Raw genomic sequence first — 14,669 nt, forward strand, 5'->3', positions numbered from 1 at the left:
CATCGCCGCGGCGGGCGAGCTCTTCGCCACCGCGACCCTGGGCGGGCTGACACCGCGGCCGCGCCCCCGGGCACCTAGGGGCGCGGGGAACTGCGCGACCAGCCCCCACCCACCCGCAGACACCAACCCACCCGGAGGGCTCACCCCATCGAGCCGCAGGCACACCCGGCCCGGACCTCTCTGCGGACCATGCTGGGTTGCCCGCGCAGCTCCCCGCGCCCCCGGGCACCTAGGGGCGCGGGGAACTGCGCGACCAACCCCCACCAACCCGCAGACACAAACCCACCCGGAGGGCTCACCCCGTCGAGCCGCAGGCACAGCCCCGGCCCGGAGGGGCGGAGCCCACCAACCCGGAAACACCACCCCGGCCCGGAGGGCTCACCCCACCAACCCGCAGGCGCACCCGGCTCGGAGGGCTCACCCCCGAGACACAAACCCCGCCCGGAGGGCTCACCCCACTGAGCTGTACGCCACCACGCCCCTCAGCAGCGCGTCCACCGCCTTGCGGGCGTTCTTGGGCACCGTGCTGCCCGTCGAGGTGCCGGGAGAGGCCGCCGCGATCTGGCCGAGCACGTCGATCACCTGCTTGCACCAGCGCACGAAGTCACCCGCCGGCATCTCCGCCTCGCGCAGCACCTCGTCCAGGCCCTGGCCGGAGGCCCACTGGAAGGCCGCCCAGGCGAAGCCGAGGTCCGGCTCGCGCTGGCCCACCCCCTCCGCCTGGTTGATCTTGTGGTCCTCCTCCAGCGCGTCGAGACGGCCCCAGATGCGGACCATCTCGCCGAGCGCCGCCTTGGCCGCGCCCGAGGGCAGCTTCGGCGCCACCGCGTCGTCGGCCTGGCGGGCCTCGAAGACCAGCGCCGAGACGCACGCGGCGAGCTCGGCCGGGCTCAGGCCCTCCCAGACGCCCGCGCGCAGGCACTCGCTGGCCAGCAGGTCCAGCTCGCCGTAGAGCCGGGCCAGACGGCGGCCGTGCTCGGTGACCTCGTCGGCGCGCAGATAGTCCAGCTCGGTCAGGAGCGACACGATCCGGTCGAAGGTGCGGGCGATGGTGTTGGTCCGCCCCTCGATCCGCTTCTCCAGCTGCCGGGTGTCGCGCTGGAGGCGGTGGTACCGCTCGGCCCAGCGCGCGTGGTCCTCGCGCTCGTCGCAGCCGTGGCAGGGGTGGGCCCGCAGCTCGGCGCGCAGCCGGCTGATCTCGCGGTCGTCGGCCGCCTCGGAGCGGCCCCTGCGGTGGCGCTCGGGCACGATGTGGCCGGCCTTGGTGCGCAGCGCGGAGGCGAGGTCGCGGCGGGACTGGGGCGAGCGCGCGTTGAAGGACTTGGGGACCCTCATCCGCTCAATCGCCTCCACCGGCACCGGGAAGTCGATCGCGGCGAGCCGCTTGACCTGCCGCTCGGCGGTCAGCACCAGCGGGCGCGGCCCGTCGTGCTGGTCGAAACCGCGGTGGCCGTTGGAGCGCCCGGCGGGGATGCCCGGGTCGAGCACGAGCGCGAGCCCGGCGAACTTGCCCGTCGGTACGTGGATCACGTCACCGGGCTTGAGCCGCTCCAGGGAGGCGGCGGCCGCGGCCCGGCGCTGGTTCGCGCCCTGCTTGGCGAGCTCCGTCTCGCGGTCCTTGAGGTCGCGGCGCAGCCGCGCGTACTCCTCGAAGTTCCCGAGGTGGCAGCTCATGCCCTCCTTGTAGCCCTCCAGGCCCTCCTCGTTGCGCTGCACCTGACGGGAGATGCCGACGACGGACTTGTCCGCCTGGAACTGCGCGAAGGAGGTCTCCAGGAGCTCGCGCGAGCGGTGCCGGCCGAACTGCTCGACGAGGTTCACCGCCATGTTGTACGACGGCCGGAAGCTGGAGCGCAGCGGATACGTCCGGGTGCCGGCCAGGCCCGCGAGCGCGCCCGGGTCCATGCCGCGCTGCCAGAGCACCACCGCGTGGCCCTCGACGTCGATGCCGCGGCGGCCGGCGCGGCCGGTCAGCTGGGTGTACTCACCGGGGGTGATGTCGGCGTGCTGCTCGCCGTTCCACTTCACCAGCTTCTCCAGGATCACCGTCCTGGCGGGCATGTTGATGCCCAGGGCGAGCGTCTCGGTGGCGAAGACGGCCTTCACCAGACCGCGGACGAACAGCTCCTCCACGACCTCCTTGAAGGTCGGCAGCATGCCCGCGTGGTGGGCCGCGATGCCCCGCTCCAGGCCCTCCAGCCACTCGTAGTACCCCAGGACGTTGAGGTCCTCGCCGGGGATGGAGGCGGTGCGCTCCTCGACGATCTCGCGCACCCGCATGCGCGCGTCCTCGTCGTTGAGGCGCAGGCCCGCGTACATGCACTGCTGGACCGCGGCCTCGCAGGCGGCGCGGCTGAAGATGAAGGTGATGGCGGGCAACAGGCCCTCGGCGTCGAGCCGTTCGATCACCTCGGGGCGGCCCGGCGTCCAGATCCGGGAGCGCTGGCGCCGCTCGCGCTCGCGGTCGGCCTCGCGGACCATCTTGCCGCGTCTGCGCTCGCGCGGGTTGTACGTCTTCTGGTTCTCCATCCGGGCCATGCGCAGCAGGTCCGGGTTGACCTCGCGGCGGGCGCCGCCGCGGCCGCCGTGGTCGGTGGACTCCTCGAAGAGGTCGTACATCCGGCGGCCGGCCAGCACGTGCTGCCAGAGCGGGACCGGGCGCTCCTCGGAGACGATCACCTCGGTGTCGCCGCGCACGGTGTCCAGCCAGTCGCCGAACTCCTCCGCGTTGGACACGGTCGCCGACAGCGACACCAGGGTCACCGACTCGGGCAGGTGGATGATCACCTCTTCCCAGACGGCGCCCCGGAAGCGGTCGGAGAGGTAGTGCACCTCGTCCATGACCACATAGCCCAGGCCCCGCAGCGACTGGGAGCCCGCGTAGAGCATGTTGCGGAGCACCTCGGTGGTCATCACGACCACCGGCGCCTCGGAGTTGACGCTGTTGTCGCCGGTGAGCAGGCCGACCTTGTCCGCGCCGTAGCGCCTGACCAGGTCGGCGTACTTCTGGTTGGAGAGCGCCTTGATGGGCGTGGTGTAGAAGCACTTGCGGCCCTGCTGGAGGGCCAGGTGCACGGCGAACTCGCCGACGATCGTCTTGCCGGAGCCGGTCGGGGCGGCCACGAGCACGCCCTTGCCGCTCTCCAGGGCCCGGCACGCCTCGATCTGGAAGGGGTCCAGATCGAACTCGTACAGGTCGCGGAAGGGTGCGAGCGCGGTCGCCTGCTCGGCGGCGCGGAGCCGGGCAGCTGCGTACGCTTCGGCTGGTGAGAGGTCCTCTGTCATCTTGTCTTCGAGCCTACCCGCCGCCTCTGACAGAGGTCGCGATCTTTATGGGACCGGGGCCCGGCAGGGGGCGCGCGGGGGCCCGGAACGCGGAAGCGGCCGGGTGCGCGCCGTGCGCGCCCCGGCCGCTTCGCGGCGGGCGTCAGGTGACGTCGTCGTACCCGTTGACCCGGCTGCCGGAGCGGTGGGCGTCCGCCTGCTCGGGCAGGGACGGGGACGCGACCGGCTCGATGCCGCCGATGTCCGACGGGGTGAGGTCGAGGTCGGAGGCCTCGTCGTCGGCGGGTCCTGCCGCGGCGCGCTCGCGGCGGCGCTTGTCGTTGAGGAACGAGATGCCGACGGCGATGAAGTACAGCAGCACGATCGGGGCCGCCAGCGAGAGCATCGACACGGGGTCGACGGTCGGCGTCGCGAAGGCCGCGAAGACCGTGACACCCATGATCATGCCGCGCCACCAGCCGAGCATCCGGCGTCCGGTGAGCACCCCGCCGAAGTTCAGCATGATCAATAGGAGTGGCAGCTCGAAGGAGAGGCCGAAGACGACGATCATCCGCAGGGTGAGGTCGATCAGCTCGTTCAGCGGGAGCAGGTTGAGCGTGCCCTCGGGGGTGAAGTCCAGGAGCACCTTCGCCGCCGCGGGCAGGACGTGGTACGAGAACCAGCCGCCGGCGAGGAAGAGGGGGAAGCCCGCCGCGACGAAGCCCAGCGAGTACTTCTTCTCGTTCTTGTGCAGGCCCGGGGCGACGAACGCCCAGAGCTGGTAGAGCCAGACCGGGCTGGCCCCGACGACGCCCGCCACCAGGGACGTCTTGATCATCAGCGTGAACGGCGACATCAGGCCGGACATCGTGACGTTGCCGCAGGGATCGTCGCTGTCCTTCTTGGCCAGCGTCTGCAACGAGTCCGGGCAGCCGACCGACTCCCTGACCGGCTTGATGATCAGGTCGACGATGTCCTTGTAGTAGAACGCCGCCACCACGGCGCAGACCAGGATCGCGAGAACCGCCTTGGCGAGCCGGTTGCGCAGCTCACGGAGATGGTCCGAGAGGGGCATCCGCCCCTCCGGGTCCTTCTGCTGTTTGCGGGCAGACTTCAGCAACCCACGTCCTCATCTCGTGCGGCAGGGCACCTTGGTGATCAGCGCCTGCTTCGGCCCAGGTGTCAGCGGGTGGAGTCGGTCGGCTCGGTCACGGGACGCGAGCTGCTGACGTCGCCGGGGGCCGACTGGATGGTGCGCTGGGCCGGCGGCTGCTCGCCCGGGTGGGGCGGGTCGGCGGGGGCGGTCTGCTGGCCGTCGGACTTCATGGCCTTCGCCTCGCTCTTGAGGATGCGCGCGGACTTGCCGAGCGAGCGCGCCATGTCCGGAAGCTTCTTCGCGCCGAACAGCAGGACGATGACGACGAGGATGAGAATGATCTCGGGGGCTCCGAGCCTTCCGAACATAAGCTTTTACCTTCTCACCGAGGCGACGTGGGTGGGGCTGCGGGTCCCGGTCGGACTGGTGTCCGACCGTGTGCGTGCAGCGATCGTAACGCGCAGGGGTGAACGCCGGGCAATCCCCGTACGTCCTCCCGGACACGGCCCACTGCCTCGCTGCGTGGTCCGCGCTCTGAAGCGTACCCAAAGGGACGGACACACAGGAGTCCCCACCGGTCACCGCGGGGTCTCTGCGGCCCCGGAGAGTTCAACTGCGGCGCGTTCCAGCTCCTCGGCGGCGCTGTTGATCTTCCTTGTGGTGTCGGCCACTTGCCGGCCGAGGCGCTGCGCCTCGACGAACACCTTGATCGCGAGGACGCCGAGGACGGCGATGGAGAGGAACCCGACGGCGACGGCGGTCATCGGCCAGAACATGAGCGGACCCTAGACGCTGGAGTGGAGGCGGAGGGTGCGGACCCCTCCGCCGGTGAGGAGTTCGACGATGCGCTCACCGGCCGGCTTGCGCACGGCGGAACCGCACTCGGGGCAGGTGAAGGAGTAGAAGGTGGTACGGCGGCTGGCGCCGATGGCCAGGCGCAGCGCCCCCGCGGCCAGCTCGATGCGGGCGCGGCAGTCGGGGCAGGCGGCCTTGAAGAGCACCGACTGGACCGCGGCCATCTGACGGGAAATACCGGGCATCACCGACATGTTCCGCTCGTCTCCTCAGCTCTGTCCGTCGGGCGCGCTCTGCTCTTCGTACGCCGCCAGCGCCGCCAGGGCCGCGGTGCGGGCGCTTTCCGCCAGGTCGCCGGGGGCGACGATCCTGCCGTCGCCGCCGAGCCGCAGCGCCAGACGCCGCAGCGAGGCCGGCTCCGGGGTGCGCAGGGTGATCCGCAGACCGCCGTCGGGCAGCTCCTCGGCGCTGTCGTGCGGGTAGTACTCGGCGACCCAGCGCCCGCCGGGACCCACCTCGACGACCACCTCGGGGTCCTCGGCGGCGGGCTGCACCAGCCCCTCCGAGAGGTCCCGCAGCTCCAGCTCGGGCGGCGCCGCGGGCTCGTCGAGGAGACGGATCTCGGCCACCCGGTCCAGACGGAAGGTGCGGCGCGCCTCGGAGAGGCGGCACCACGCCTCCATATAGGTGTGGCCGACGGCGAAGAGCCGGATCGGGTCGACCTCGCGCTCGGTGAGCTCGTCGCGCGCGGGCGAGTAGTAGCGCACCCACAGCCGGCGCCGCTCGGAGATCGCCCGGTCGACGTCGGCGAAGACCCCGCCCTCGGACTCGAAGGTCACCGAGAGCCGGGAGCTCGCGCCCGCCGCCTCCCCGGCCGCCGCCTCCAGCTTGGCGGTGGCGCGCAGCAGCGCCTGGCGGTCGCCCTCGCGCAGCCCCGGCAGCGTCGCCACCGCGCGGGCCGCGACCAGGAGGGCGGTCGCCTCGTCGGCGGCGATCCGCAGCGGCTCGGCCGCCTCGGCGCCCAGGGCGTTCGGATTGCGCCACCAGATGCGGTCGCCGTCGGTGTCGATGTCGAGCAGGTCGCCGCCGCGGAAGCTGGTCCCGCACATGGGCAGCACGTCGAGGTCCGAGATCAGCTCGTCCTCGCTGATGCCGAAGGCGCGGGCGACGTCGGCGACGTGCGCGCCGGGCCGCTCGCGCAGATAGGTGACGAGGGAGAGCATCCGCCGCGTCTGGTCGATGGCGTTGGCAGCCATGGTCGTCCGGTTCCCCTCAGCCCTTGGCCACGGCGCGCAGCCGGTCCACCACGTCGGCCCGCAGATCCGCGGGCTCCAGCACGACCACGTCGGGGCCGAACTCCACGAGCCAGGCGTCCAGCCCGTGCCCGTACGGAATCTCCAACTCGTCCCACCCGTCGCCGAGTTCCCGCGTCGCGGTGGCCCGCGAGCGCAGCGGGTAGCCCGCGCCGGCACGCAGCCTGATCCGCGCGGAGCGGGTGGCGGTCTCCCCCGCCCAGCTCTCCACGGTCTCGCGCACGGTCACCACGTCGGGCACCGGCGCGGTGAAGGAGCCGGCCCGCGAGCGGACCTTGCCGGTGATCCGCGAGAGCCGGAAGACCCGCTCGGCGCCGCGGTCGCGGTCCCAGCCCGCCAGGTACCAGTGGCCGCGCCAGCACTCCAGCGTCCACGGCTCGACATGGCGGGTGCCGGGGCGGGCGGCGGTGGCCTTGCGGTACTCGAAGACGACCGGGCGGCGGTCGCGGCAGGCCAGCATCAACGGCTCGAAAGCGGCCTCGTGGACCGGGATGCGTGGCTCGATCGCGCTGTGCTCGTAGGGGTTGTCGGCTTCCGGCATTCCGGCGGCGCGCAGCTTCTGGAGTGCGCCGCTGGCCGCTCCCGCGAGCCGGGCCTGCTGCCAGACGCGGGCGGCGAGCCCGAGCGCCGCGGCCTCCTCGGCGTCCAGCTGGACCGGCGGCAGCCGGTTGGAGTCGCGGCGGGCCAGATAGCCGGTCTCCCCGTCGAGGTTCTCCACTGTCTCGATGACCAGGCCGAGTTCGCGCAGGTCGTCCTTGTCGCGCTCGAACATCCGGTTGAAGGCGTCGTCCGAGCCCGCCGCGCTTCCTTCCGGCCCAGCGGCCTCGACATACGCCTCGATGGAACCGCGCAGTTCGCGCTTGCTGAGCGGACGGCGCGTCCCCAGCAGACACAGCGCCAGGTTCATCAGCCGCTCGGCCTTGGCAATCGCCATCGACGCCCTTCGCCTCTCCTCGAAATCCGCTGCTCCGACCGTTGACCGTACCGCCCCGGGGTGTCGGGGCAAAAGCCGAGGGCCCGTGCCGGACGGCACGGGCCCTCGGTGTGATCGGGTGTGATCAGACAGCGACCAGGTCGCAGACGAAGATAAGCGTCTCACCCGGCGCGATCCGGCCACCGGCACCGCGGTCGCCGTAGGCGAGGTGCGCGGGGATGGTCAGCTGACGGCGGCCACCGACCTTCATGCCCTGCACGCCCTTGTCCCAGCCCTGGATGACCTGGCCGACACCGAGCTGGAACTCCAGCGGGGTGTTGCGGTTCCAGGAGGAGTCGAACTCCTCACCGGTGGAGAAGGCGACGCCCACGTAGTGGACCTTCACGTAGTCGCCCGCCTTGGCGACGGCGCCGTCGCCCTCCCAGATCTCCTTGATCTCCAGGTCCGCCGGCGGCTCGCCCTCGGGGAAGTCGATCTCGGGCTTCTCGATGCTCACTGAACTGCTCCTCTTGAATACGTGCAGGGCAACCGGGACAGTCTTACATCCCCGCCGTCACATCTTGGCCAGGATGTCGATCGAGAAGACCATGGTCGAGTTGGCCGGGATCCCGGACTGCTCCTTGTCGCCCAGACCCTGGTCCGGCGGGATGACGACGAGGATGCGGCTGCCGACCTTCTTGCCGATCAGACCGGCCTTGAGGCCCTTGAGGGTCAGGTTCGGGAGCGCGAAGGTCTGCGTCTTGCCCTGGTCGTAGGTGCTGTCGAACTTCTTGCTGTCCTTCCACAGGAAGCCCTCGTACGCCAGGACCACGCTGTCGGTGTCCTTCACCACGTCGCCGTCGCCCTCCAGCACGTAGTCGGAGACCAGCTTCTTAGGCGCGTCGGTCTTGGGGATGGTCAGCGAGGGCGCCTTGCCGTCGGTGTTGGTGCCCACCTTCGGCAGGTCCTTGTCGTCCTGCGCGACCTCCTTGCCCTTGGCGGAGGCGGGGATGGTGGTCGCCTTGACGATGTCCACGACGAAGACCAGCGTGGCGTTGGGCTTGATGCTGTCGCCCTGGCCCTGCGCGCCGTACCCGAGCTCCGGCGGGATGCCCAGCTCGACGCGGCTGCCGACCTTCTGGCCTTCCAGGCCCTGGTCCCAGCCCTTGATGACCTGGCCGGCGCCGAGGGTGAGCGTGAACGGCTGCTTGCGGTCGAAGCTGTTGTCGAACGGCTTGTCCGAGTCCCAGGCCTGGCCGAGGTAGTTCACGGACACGGCGTCGTTCTTCTTGAGCGCCGCCCCCTTGCCCTCGCTGATGACGTTGACCTTGAGGGCCTTGGGCGGGTCGCCCTCGCCCTTGGCGAGGGTCGGCTTCTCCCCGAACGTGGCGCCCGCGGTGATGGCGGGCAGGCCGTTCTTCATCGAGGCGGTGTCGGAGGGGGAGTCGGAGCCCTTGTCGTCGCTTCCGCAGGCGGCTGTGGCAACCAGCAGCAGCGGGACGGCGAGCAGGCCGGCAAGTCGGCGCACGTGTTCCTCAGATCTCAGACGGCACGGTAGTTTGCCGCCACTCTAAGGCGTACCACGGGCCCCGTACGAGGAACGTACGGGGCCCGTGTTCCGGCGGCCGGTACCGCCGGCCGCTCACATTCCGGCGATCAGCTTCTCCACCCGGTCGTCCACGGAGCGGAACGGGTCCTTGCACAGCACGGTGCGCTGCGCCTGGTCGTTGAGCTTCAGGTGCACCCAGTCGACGGTGAAGTCCCGGCGCTGCTCCTGCGCCCGGCGGATGAAGTCGCCGCGCAGCCGTGCCCGGGTGGTCTGCGGGGGCACCGACTTGCCCTCGAAGATCTTCAGGTCGTTGCAGATCCGCGCCGCCTGGCCCTTGCGCTCCAGCAGGTAGTACAGCCCCCGCTGGCGGTGGATGTCGTGGTACGCCAGGTCTATCTGGGCGACCCGGGGGTGCGACATGGTCATGTTGTGCTTCGCCCGGTACCGCTCGATCAGCTGGTACTTCATCACCCAGTCGATCTCGGTACCGATCCGGTCGAGGTCCTCGGCCTCGATCGCGTCCAGGGTGCGGCCCCACAGCTCCAGGACCTGCTCGACGGTGCCGGTGCGGATGCCCCGGCGCTCCACGAAGTCCACGGCCTTCTCGTAGTACTCCCGCTGCACTTCGAGCGCCGAGGCCTCGCGGCCGCTGGCCAGGCGCACCTTGCGCTGGCCGGTGATGTCGTGCGAGACCTCGCGGATCGCCCGGATCGGGTTCTCCAGCGTCAGGTCGCGCATCACCGTGCCCGCCTCGATCATGCGCAGCACCAGGTCGGTGGCGCCGACCTTGAGCAGCATGGTCGTCTCGGACATGTTGGAGTCGCCGACGATCACGTGCAGCCGCCGGTAGCGCTCGGCGTCGGCGTGCGGCTCGTCCCTGGTGTTGATGATGGGGCGCGAGCGGGTGGTGGCGGAGCTGACGCCCTCCCAGATGTGCTCGGCGCGCTGGCTGACGCAGTAGACCGCGCCGCGCGGGGTCTGGAGGACCTTGCCCGCGCCGCACAGGAGCTGGCGGGTGACCAGGAACGGGATGAGGATGTCCGCCAGCCGGGAGAACTCGCCGTGCCGGGCGACGAGATAGTTCTCGTGGCACCCGTAGGAGTTTCCCGCGGAATCGGTGTTGTTCTTGAAGAGATAGACGTCGCCGGCGATTCCCTCCTCGTGCAGGCGGCGTTCGGCGTCGACGAGCAGGCCTTCGAGAATGCGCTCGCCCGCCTTGTCGTGGGTGACCAGTTCGGTCACGTTGTCGCATTCGGGAGTCGCGTATTCCGGATGCGAACCCACGTCGAGGTAGAGACGGGCGCCGTTCCGCAGGAAGACGTTGCTGCTGCGGCCCCATGACACAACACGGCGGAAGAGGTAGCGCGCCACTTCGTCAGGTGACAGTCGGCGCTGTCCCCTGAACGTGCACGTGACGCCGTACTCGTTCTCCAGCCCGAAAATGCGGCGGTCCATGACTGAACATTACGCCCGTTGCCCTCAGCTGAAACCGGGTTCGACGGCACGGGTTGGATCATTTTGGTCAACTCCCGCGACGCTTTCCGTACGCCCGTCGGCTGCGAGGACCCCTCGGGTGGCCAGGAGCACCACCAGCGCCGCCGCTCCGCCGCCGCCCGCCACGGCGAAGCTCGCCGCGCTGCCGCCGAGTTCGACGGCGGGGCCCGCGACGGCCGTACCGAGCGCGGTGCCGACGCCGAAGGCGGTCACCAGCCAGGAGAAGGCCTCGGTCACGGTGCCGCGCGGGGCGTGCCGGTCGACCACGATGAACGCGCAGGCGATGCACGGCGCGAGGAAGAGCCCGGAGACGACGGAGAGCAGCGCCATGGGCACCACACCGGGTACGAGCATCAGCGGCAGATAGCCCACGGCGAGCAGCGCGACGAGCGAGATCAGCCGTTTCTCGGGAGTTCCGGACCACTGGCGCGCCCCGTACACCAGACCGCCGAGCAGCGCCCCGAGGCCGTTGGCCGCCATCAGCCAGCCGTAGATCGCGTCCCGGCCGTGGTCGTCGGCGTACGCCGAGGCCGCCACGATGATGGCGCCCAGGGCGAGACCGACGAAGAAGAAGGCCCCGAGGAGCGCCAGCAGGCCCGTCGAGCGCAGCGCGCCCAGCCAGTGCGCCTCGCGCGGGGCGGAGCGCCACGCGCGCGAGGGGCGCGAGAGGACCACCGAGAGCGCGCCGAGCACGCCGAGCGCGTTGATGGCGACGAGCGCGACGGCGGGCGACCACAGGGCGATGCCGAGGGTGACCAGGAGCGGGCCGACGGTGAACATCACCTCCTGGGCTATCGCGTCCATCGCGTACGCGGTGTGCACCTGGTCCTGGCGGGTCAGGACGCTGGGCCACAGCGCCCGCAGCCCGCCCTCCAGGGGCGGTGTGCAGAAGCCCGCCACCAGCATCGCCGCGTAGGCGAGCGCGACCGGGTCGATGCCGGCCAGGGCGAGGACGCACATGCCGAGCGCGCTCGCCACCGACGCGGGCAGCATCACCCGGGGCTGCCCGTACAGGTCCACGGCGCGGCCGAGCAGGGGCTGCCCGGCCGCGGTCGCCACCCCGTACACCGCGGTGAGCGCGCCCGCCAGCGAGTAGCTGCCGCCCTCGGCGCGGACGAACAGCACCACGGCGATGGCCGCCGTGGCGTTCGGCAGCCGTCCCGTGAGGGTGCCCGCCAGCAGCCGCGCGGCGTGCCGCGTCCGGAGGATCTCCAGGTATCCCGCCGCCATGTCGCCCCTCGATCGGTTGAGTGTTACGTATAACGTACGCCGTCATACGTACCATGTCGACAACCCCCGGGTCCACCCCCGGACCGGGGGCGCCCAGCGACCGCCCACCCCGCCGGAGGACCCGTGAAGACCCAGCCGACCAGCCGGGACGTCGCCCGCGCGGCCGGGGTCTCCCAGGCCACCGTCTCCCTGGTCCTCGGCGACAAGTGGCGCGGCCGGGTCTCGGAGCGGACGGCCGCCCTGGTGCGCGACGCCGCCCGCGACCTCGGCTACCGGCCCAACCTCGCCGCCCGCAGCCTGCGCCTGGGACGCACCCGCACGGCCCTGCTGGTCGTCCCGGCCCTCACCAACGAGTTCTTCGCCCGCGTCTACACCGGCGCCGCCCGGGTCGCCGCCGAGCACGGGTTCGGTGTGGTCCTCTACCCCTCCCCCGAGGGCGTCGGCCCCGCCCGCGACCCCTTCGCCTCCGCCAGCGCCGCCCTCGACGGGGTCATCGCCTCCTCCATGGCCGCCGACGCCCTCGCGTCCATCCGCGGCACCGATCTGCCGCTGGTCATGCTGGACAGCGACCCCGCCGCGTCCGGGCCCGCCGCCCGCGTCAACCTCGACATCGCCGACGGCATACGGCAGGTGACGGACCATCTGCTCGGGCTCGGCCACCGCCGGTTCGTCCACCTCGCCTCGGCCGTGGACTCCTGGACGTTCCGGGTCCGCGCCCGGGCCCTGGAGGACGCGCTGCGCGCGGTGCCCGGCGCCGAGTTCCTGACCGTCCCCTCCGCGCTCACCGTCGACGCCGGCCGCGCCGCCGCCGAACACGCCCTGACCCGGCCGGGCCCGCGCCCGACCGCGCTCGTCTGCGACGACGACATCCTGGCCGCGGGAGCCTGCAAGGCCGCCCGACGGCTGGGGCTGCGGATCCCGGAGGACCTCTCGGTGGCCGGATTCGACGATCTGGCCCTGGCCACCGCCCTCGAACCGGAGCTCACCACCGTCCGATTGCCCGCCGAGCGGGTGGGCGAGCGGGGCATGGCCGCGCTGCTCGCCGTGCTGGAGGACCGGGATCCGGAGGCGGGCGATCTGCCGGTCTCCCTGGTCGTCCGCGGCTCCACGGCCCCGCCCGCGTCCTGACACGGGAAAGGCCCGTGCCCCGCCGTCGGGAACGGCGGTGTACGGGCCCCGGGGTGCTTGCGCGCCCCTACTCCTCGTCGTCGTCCGACGGCACCTCGGTCGGCTCGGCGCTGGCCTCCTCGGTCTGGAGGAGACGCGAGAGCTGACGGCCGACGATCCGCTTGAACTTGCGCTGCTGCGGCCTCGTCCGGTCCAGCACCGCGACCTCCAGCCGCTCCGCGGGGATCTCCCGGTCGGCGCCGTTGGTCTGGTTGGACAGGGCCTGCACCGCCAGCCTCAGCGCCTCCGCCAGCGACATGCCGTCCTGGTGGCGCTGGTCGAGGAAGCCGCTGATCTGCTCCGCGTTGCCGCCGACCGCGACCGAGCCGTGCTCGTCCACGATCGAGCCGTCGTGCGGCAGCCGGTAGATCTGGTCCTCCTCCGGCGTCGCCCCGACCTCGGCGACCACCAGCTCCACCTCGTACGGCTTCTCACCGGCGCTGGAGAAGATGGTGCCCAGCGTCTGCGCGTACACGTTCGCCAGGCCGCGGGCCGTCACGTCGTCCCGGTCGTAGGTGTAGCCGCGCAGGTCCGCGTAGCGCACACCGCCGATGCGGAGGTTCTCGTACTCGTTGTACTTGCCGGCGGCGGCGAAGCCGATCCGGTCGTAGATCTCGCTGAACTTGTGCAGGGCACGGGACGGGTTCTCGCCGACGAAGACGATGCCGTCGGCGTACTGCAGCACGACCAGGCTGCGGCCGCGCGCGATGCCCTTGCGGGCGTACTCGGCGCGGTCGGCCATGGCCTGCTGGGGTGAGACATAGAACGGCGTCGACACCGGCTATCCGTCCCTTTCTGTCAGTGGCGGGGTCATCTCTGCGGCCTCAGAGCAGCGCGGCGCGCGGGCCGTCGGGCTGCTGAAGGCGCTTCTCCAGGATCGAGCGGGCGATCTCGGAGGACTCCGCCTCGGTCAGTCTCCGGAAGCCCTCGTCGCTGATGACGGTGACGATCGGGTAGATCCGGCGGGCGACGTCGGGACCGCCGGTCGCCGAGTCGTCGTCCGCCGCGTCGTAGAGCGCCTGGACGACCAGGGTCGTCGCCTGCTCCTCGGTGAGGTCCTCGCGGTACAGCTTCTTCATCGAGCCCCGGGCGAAGATCGAGCCGGAGCCGGTGGCCGCGTAGCCGTGCTCCTCGGAGCGGCCGCCGGTCACGTCGTACGAGAAGATGCGGCCCTTCTCGCGGTCCACGTCGTACCCCGCGAAGAGCGGGACCACGGCGAGGCCCTGCATGGCCATGCCGAGGTTGCCGCGGATCATCGTGGACAGGCGGTTGGCCTTGCCCTCAAGGGAGAGGGTGGTGCCCTCGACCTTCTCGAAGTGCTCCAGCTCCAGCTGGAAGAGCTTCACCATCTCCACGGCCAGACCCGCGGTGCCGGCGATGCCCACCGCCGAGTACTCGTCGGCGGGGAAGACCTTCTCGATGTCGCGCTGGGCGATCATGTTGCCCATCGTGGCCCGCCGGTCGCCGGCGAGCACCACGCCGCCGGGGAAGGTGGCGGCGACGATGGTGGTGCCGTGCGGGGCCTCCACGTGCCCCTGCACGGGCGGCAGGACGCGCTTGCCGGGCAGCATCTCCGGCGAGTGCTCGGCCAGGAAGTCCATGAACGAGGACGAGCCCGGCGTCAGGAAGGCAGCTGGTAGACGCCCTGTGCCACGGGTGTTGGCTTCCACGAGGTTCCCTCCAGGTAGGCGGCAGCCCGACGAACTGTGTCGGGATCGTCTCCCAACTTGCCGATGGCCGAATCGCAGTTGAAGCACCGTACGCCACGGACCTTACCCGGCTCGTGGCGGTGATCCACATGAACGGCGGGGGCGGAAGGGCGTCTTGGGCGCACACCGCGCCGCCCCG

14 protein-coding genes and 1 pseudogene are annotated in these 14,669 nt (G+C 71.4%); 1 reads left to right on the forward strand and 14 read right to left on the reverse strand.

Going from position 1 to position 14,669, the window contains the following annotated elements:
- Positions 1-450: 450 nt before the first annotated feature.
- The 11 genes from ABZ404_RS35065 to ABZ404_RS35115 form a co-directional block, all read right to left on the reverse strand.
- Positions 451-3,285 (reverse strand): DEAD/DEAH box helicase, encoded by a 2,835-nt coding sequence (locus tag ABZ404_RS35065; RefSeq protein ID WP_358837662.1) that lies wholly within the window; start codon positions 3,283-3,285, stop codon positions 451-453.
- Positions 3,286-3,427: 142 nt separating this feature from the next.
- Positions 3,428-4,384 carry a twin-arginine translocase subunit TatC gene (gene tatC / locus ABZ404_RS35070; RefSeq protein ID WP_358832821.1) on the reverse strand — a complete coding sequence of 319 codons (957 nt, stop codon included), beginning with the start codon at positions 4,382-4,384 and terminating at the stop codon, positions 3,428-3,430.
- A gap of 62 nt (positions 4,385-4,446) precedes the next feature.
- Entirely contained in the window at positions 4,447-4,728 is a 282-nt protein-coding gene (gene tatA / locus ABZ404_RS35075; protein WP_358832822.1) for a Sec-independent protein translocase subunit TatA, read from the reverse strand.
- A 210-nt stretch (positions 4,729-4,938) separates the two neighbouring features.
- A complete protein-coding gene (locus ABZ404_RS35080; protein ID WP_358832823.1) occupies positions 4,939-5,136 on the reverse strand; it encodes a hypothetical protein in 198 nt (65 codons plus the stop codon).
- Positions 5,137-5,145: 9 nt separating this feature from the next.
- Positions 5,146-5,409, reverse strand: a complete 264-nt coding sequence (locus ABZ404_RS35085; protein ID WP_358991305.1) for a hypothetical protein — start codon at positions 5,407-5,409, stop codon at positions 5,146-5,148.
- Between the two features lie 15 nt (positions 5,410-5,424).
- Complete coding sequence (locus ABZ404_RS35090; RefSeq protein WP_358832825.1) at positions 5,425-6,411, reverse strand: WYL domain-containing protein; 987 nt, start codon at positions 6,409-6,411, stop codon at positions 5,425-5,427.
- A 16-nt stretch (positions 6,412-6,427) separates the two neighbouring features.
- Positions 6,428-7,402 carry a WYL domain-containing protein gene (locus tag ABZ404_RS35095; RefSeq protein WP_358832826.1) on the reverse strand — a complete coding sequence of 325 codons (975 nt, stop codon included), beginning with the start codon at positions 7,400-7,402 and terminating at the stop codon, positions 6,428-6,430.
- Between the two features lie 124 nt (positions 7,403-7,526).
- Entirely contained in the window at positions 7,527-7,898 is a 372-nt protein-coding gene (locus ABZ404_RS35100; protein ID WP_358832827.1) for an FKBP-type peptidyl-prolyl cis-trans isomerase, read from the reverse strand.
- A gap of 57 nt (positions 7,899-7,955) precedes the next feature.
- Positions 7,956-8,909: an FKBP-type peptidyl-prolyl cis-trans isomerase gene (locus tag ABZ404_RS35105; RefSeq protein ID WP_358832828.1), complete on the reverse strand. Its 954-nt coding sequence runs from the start codon at positions 8,907-8,909 to the stop codon at positions 7,956-7,958.
- Positions 8,910-9,023: 114 nt separating this feature from the next.
- Positions 9,024-10,385 (reverse strand): Pup--protein ligase, encoded by a 1,362-nt coding sequence (gene pafA / locus ABZ404_RS35110; protein WP_358832829.1) that lies wholly within the window; start codon positions 10,383-10,385, stop codon positions 9,024-9,026.
- A 24-nt stretch (positions 10,386-10,409) separates the two neighbouring features.
- Positions 10,410-11,654 (reverse strand): MFS transporter, encoded by a 1,245-nt coding sequence (locus tag ABZ404_RS35115; RefSeq protein ID WP_358832830.1) that lies wholly within the window; start codon positions 11,652-11,654, stop codon positions 10,410-10,412.
- 123 nt (positions 11,655-11,777) lie between these two features.
- Here ABZ404_RS35115 and ABZ404_RS35120 point away from each other — a divergent pair, with 123 nt between their 5' ends.
- Positions 11,778-12,782, forward strand: coding sequence for a LacI family DNA-binding transcriptional regulator (locus ABZ404_RS35120; RefSeq protein WP_358832831.1), 1,005 nt, complete (start codon positions 11,778-11,780; stop codon positions 12,780-12,782).
- A gap of 67 nt (positions 12,783-12,849) precedes the next feature.
- Here ABZ404_RS35120 and prcA read toward each other — a convergent pair whose 3' ends face one another.
- The 3 genes and pseudogenes from prcA to ABZ404_RS35135 all read right to left on the reverse strand — a co-directional run.
- On the reverse strand, positions 12,850-13,599 hold the full coding sequence (prcA, locus tag ABZ404_RS35125) for a proteasome subunit alpha (protein ID WP_358832832.1): 750 nt from the start codon (positions 13,597-13,599) through the stop codon (positions 12,850-12,852).
- A gap of 46 nt (positions 13,600-13,645) precedes the next feature.
- Positions 13,646-14,491, reverse strand: a complete 846-nt coding sequence (gene prcB / locus ABZ404_RS35130; RefSeq protein WP_358832833.1) for a proteasome subunit beta — start codon at positions 14,489-14,491, stop codon at positions 13,646-13,648.
- Positions 14,443-14,634, reverse strand: a pseudogene (locus ABZ404_RS35135) (endonuclease domain-containing protein); the annotation flags it as partial. The gene prcB and the pseudogene ABZ404_RS35135, both read right to left, overlap by 49 nt.
- Positions 14,635-14,669: the final 35 nt, after the last annotated feature.

It is taken from the genome of Streptomyces sp. NPDC005878 (assembly GCF_040629815.1).
Lineage (GTDB): Bacteria > Actinomycetota > Actinomycetes > Streptomycetales > Streptomycetaceae > Streptomyces.

What these genes read in the sequence shown, in the direction of transcription:
- ABZ404_RS35085 (WP_358991305.1), bottom strand. Translation starts at nt 5,409, where the DNA reads ATGTCGGTGATGCCCGGTATTTCCCGTCAGATGGCCGCGGTCCAGTCG.
- ABZ404_RS35065 (WP_358837662.1), bottom strand. Translation starts at nt 3,285, where the DNA reads ATGACAGAGGACCTCTCACCAGCCGAAGCGTACGCAGCTGCCCGGCTC.
- pafA (WP_358832829.1), bottom strand. Translation starts at nt 10,385, where the DNA reads ATGGACCGCCGCATTTTCGGGCTGGAGAACGAGTACGGCGTCACGTGC.
- ABZ404_RS35115 (WP_358832830.1), bottom strand. Translation starts at nt 11,654, where the DNA reads ATGGCGGCGGGATACCTGGAGATCCTCCGGACGCGGCACGCCGCGCGG.
- ABZ404_RS35095 (WP_358832826.1), bottom strand. Translation starts at nt 7,402, where the DNA reads ATGGCGATTGCCAAGGCCGAGCGGCTGATGAACCTGGCGCTGTGTCTG.
- ABZ404_RS35080 (WP_358832823.1), bottom strand. Translation starts at nt 5,136, where the DNA reads ATGTTCTGGCCGATGACCGCCGTCGCCGTCGGGTTCCTCTCCATCGCC.
- ABZ404_RS35090 (WP_358832825.1), bottom strand. Translation starts at nt 6,411, where the DNA reads ATGGCTGCCAACGCCATCGACCAGACGCGGCGGATGCTCTCCCTCGTC.
- tatA (WP_358832822.1), bottom strand. Translation starts at nt 4,728, where the DNA reads ATGTTCGGAAGGCTCGGAGCCCCCGAGATCATTCTCATCCTCGTCGTC.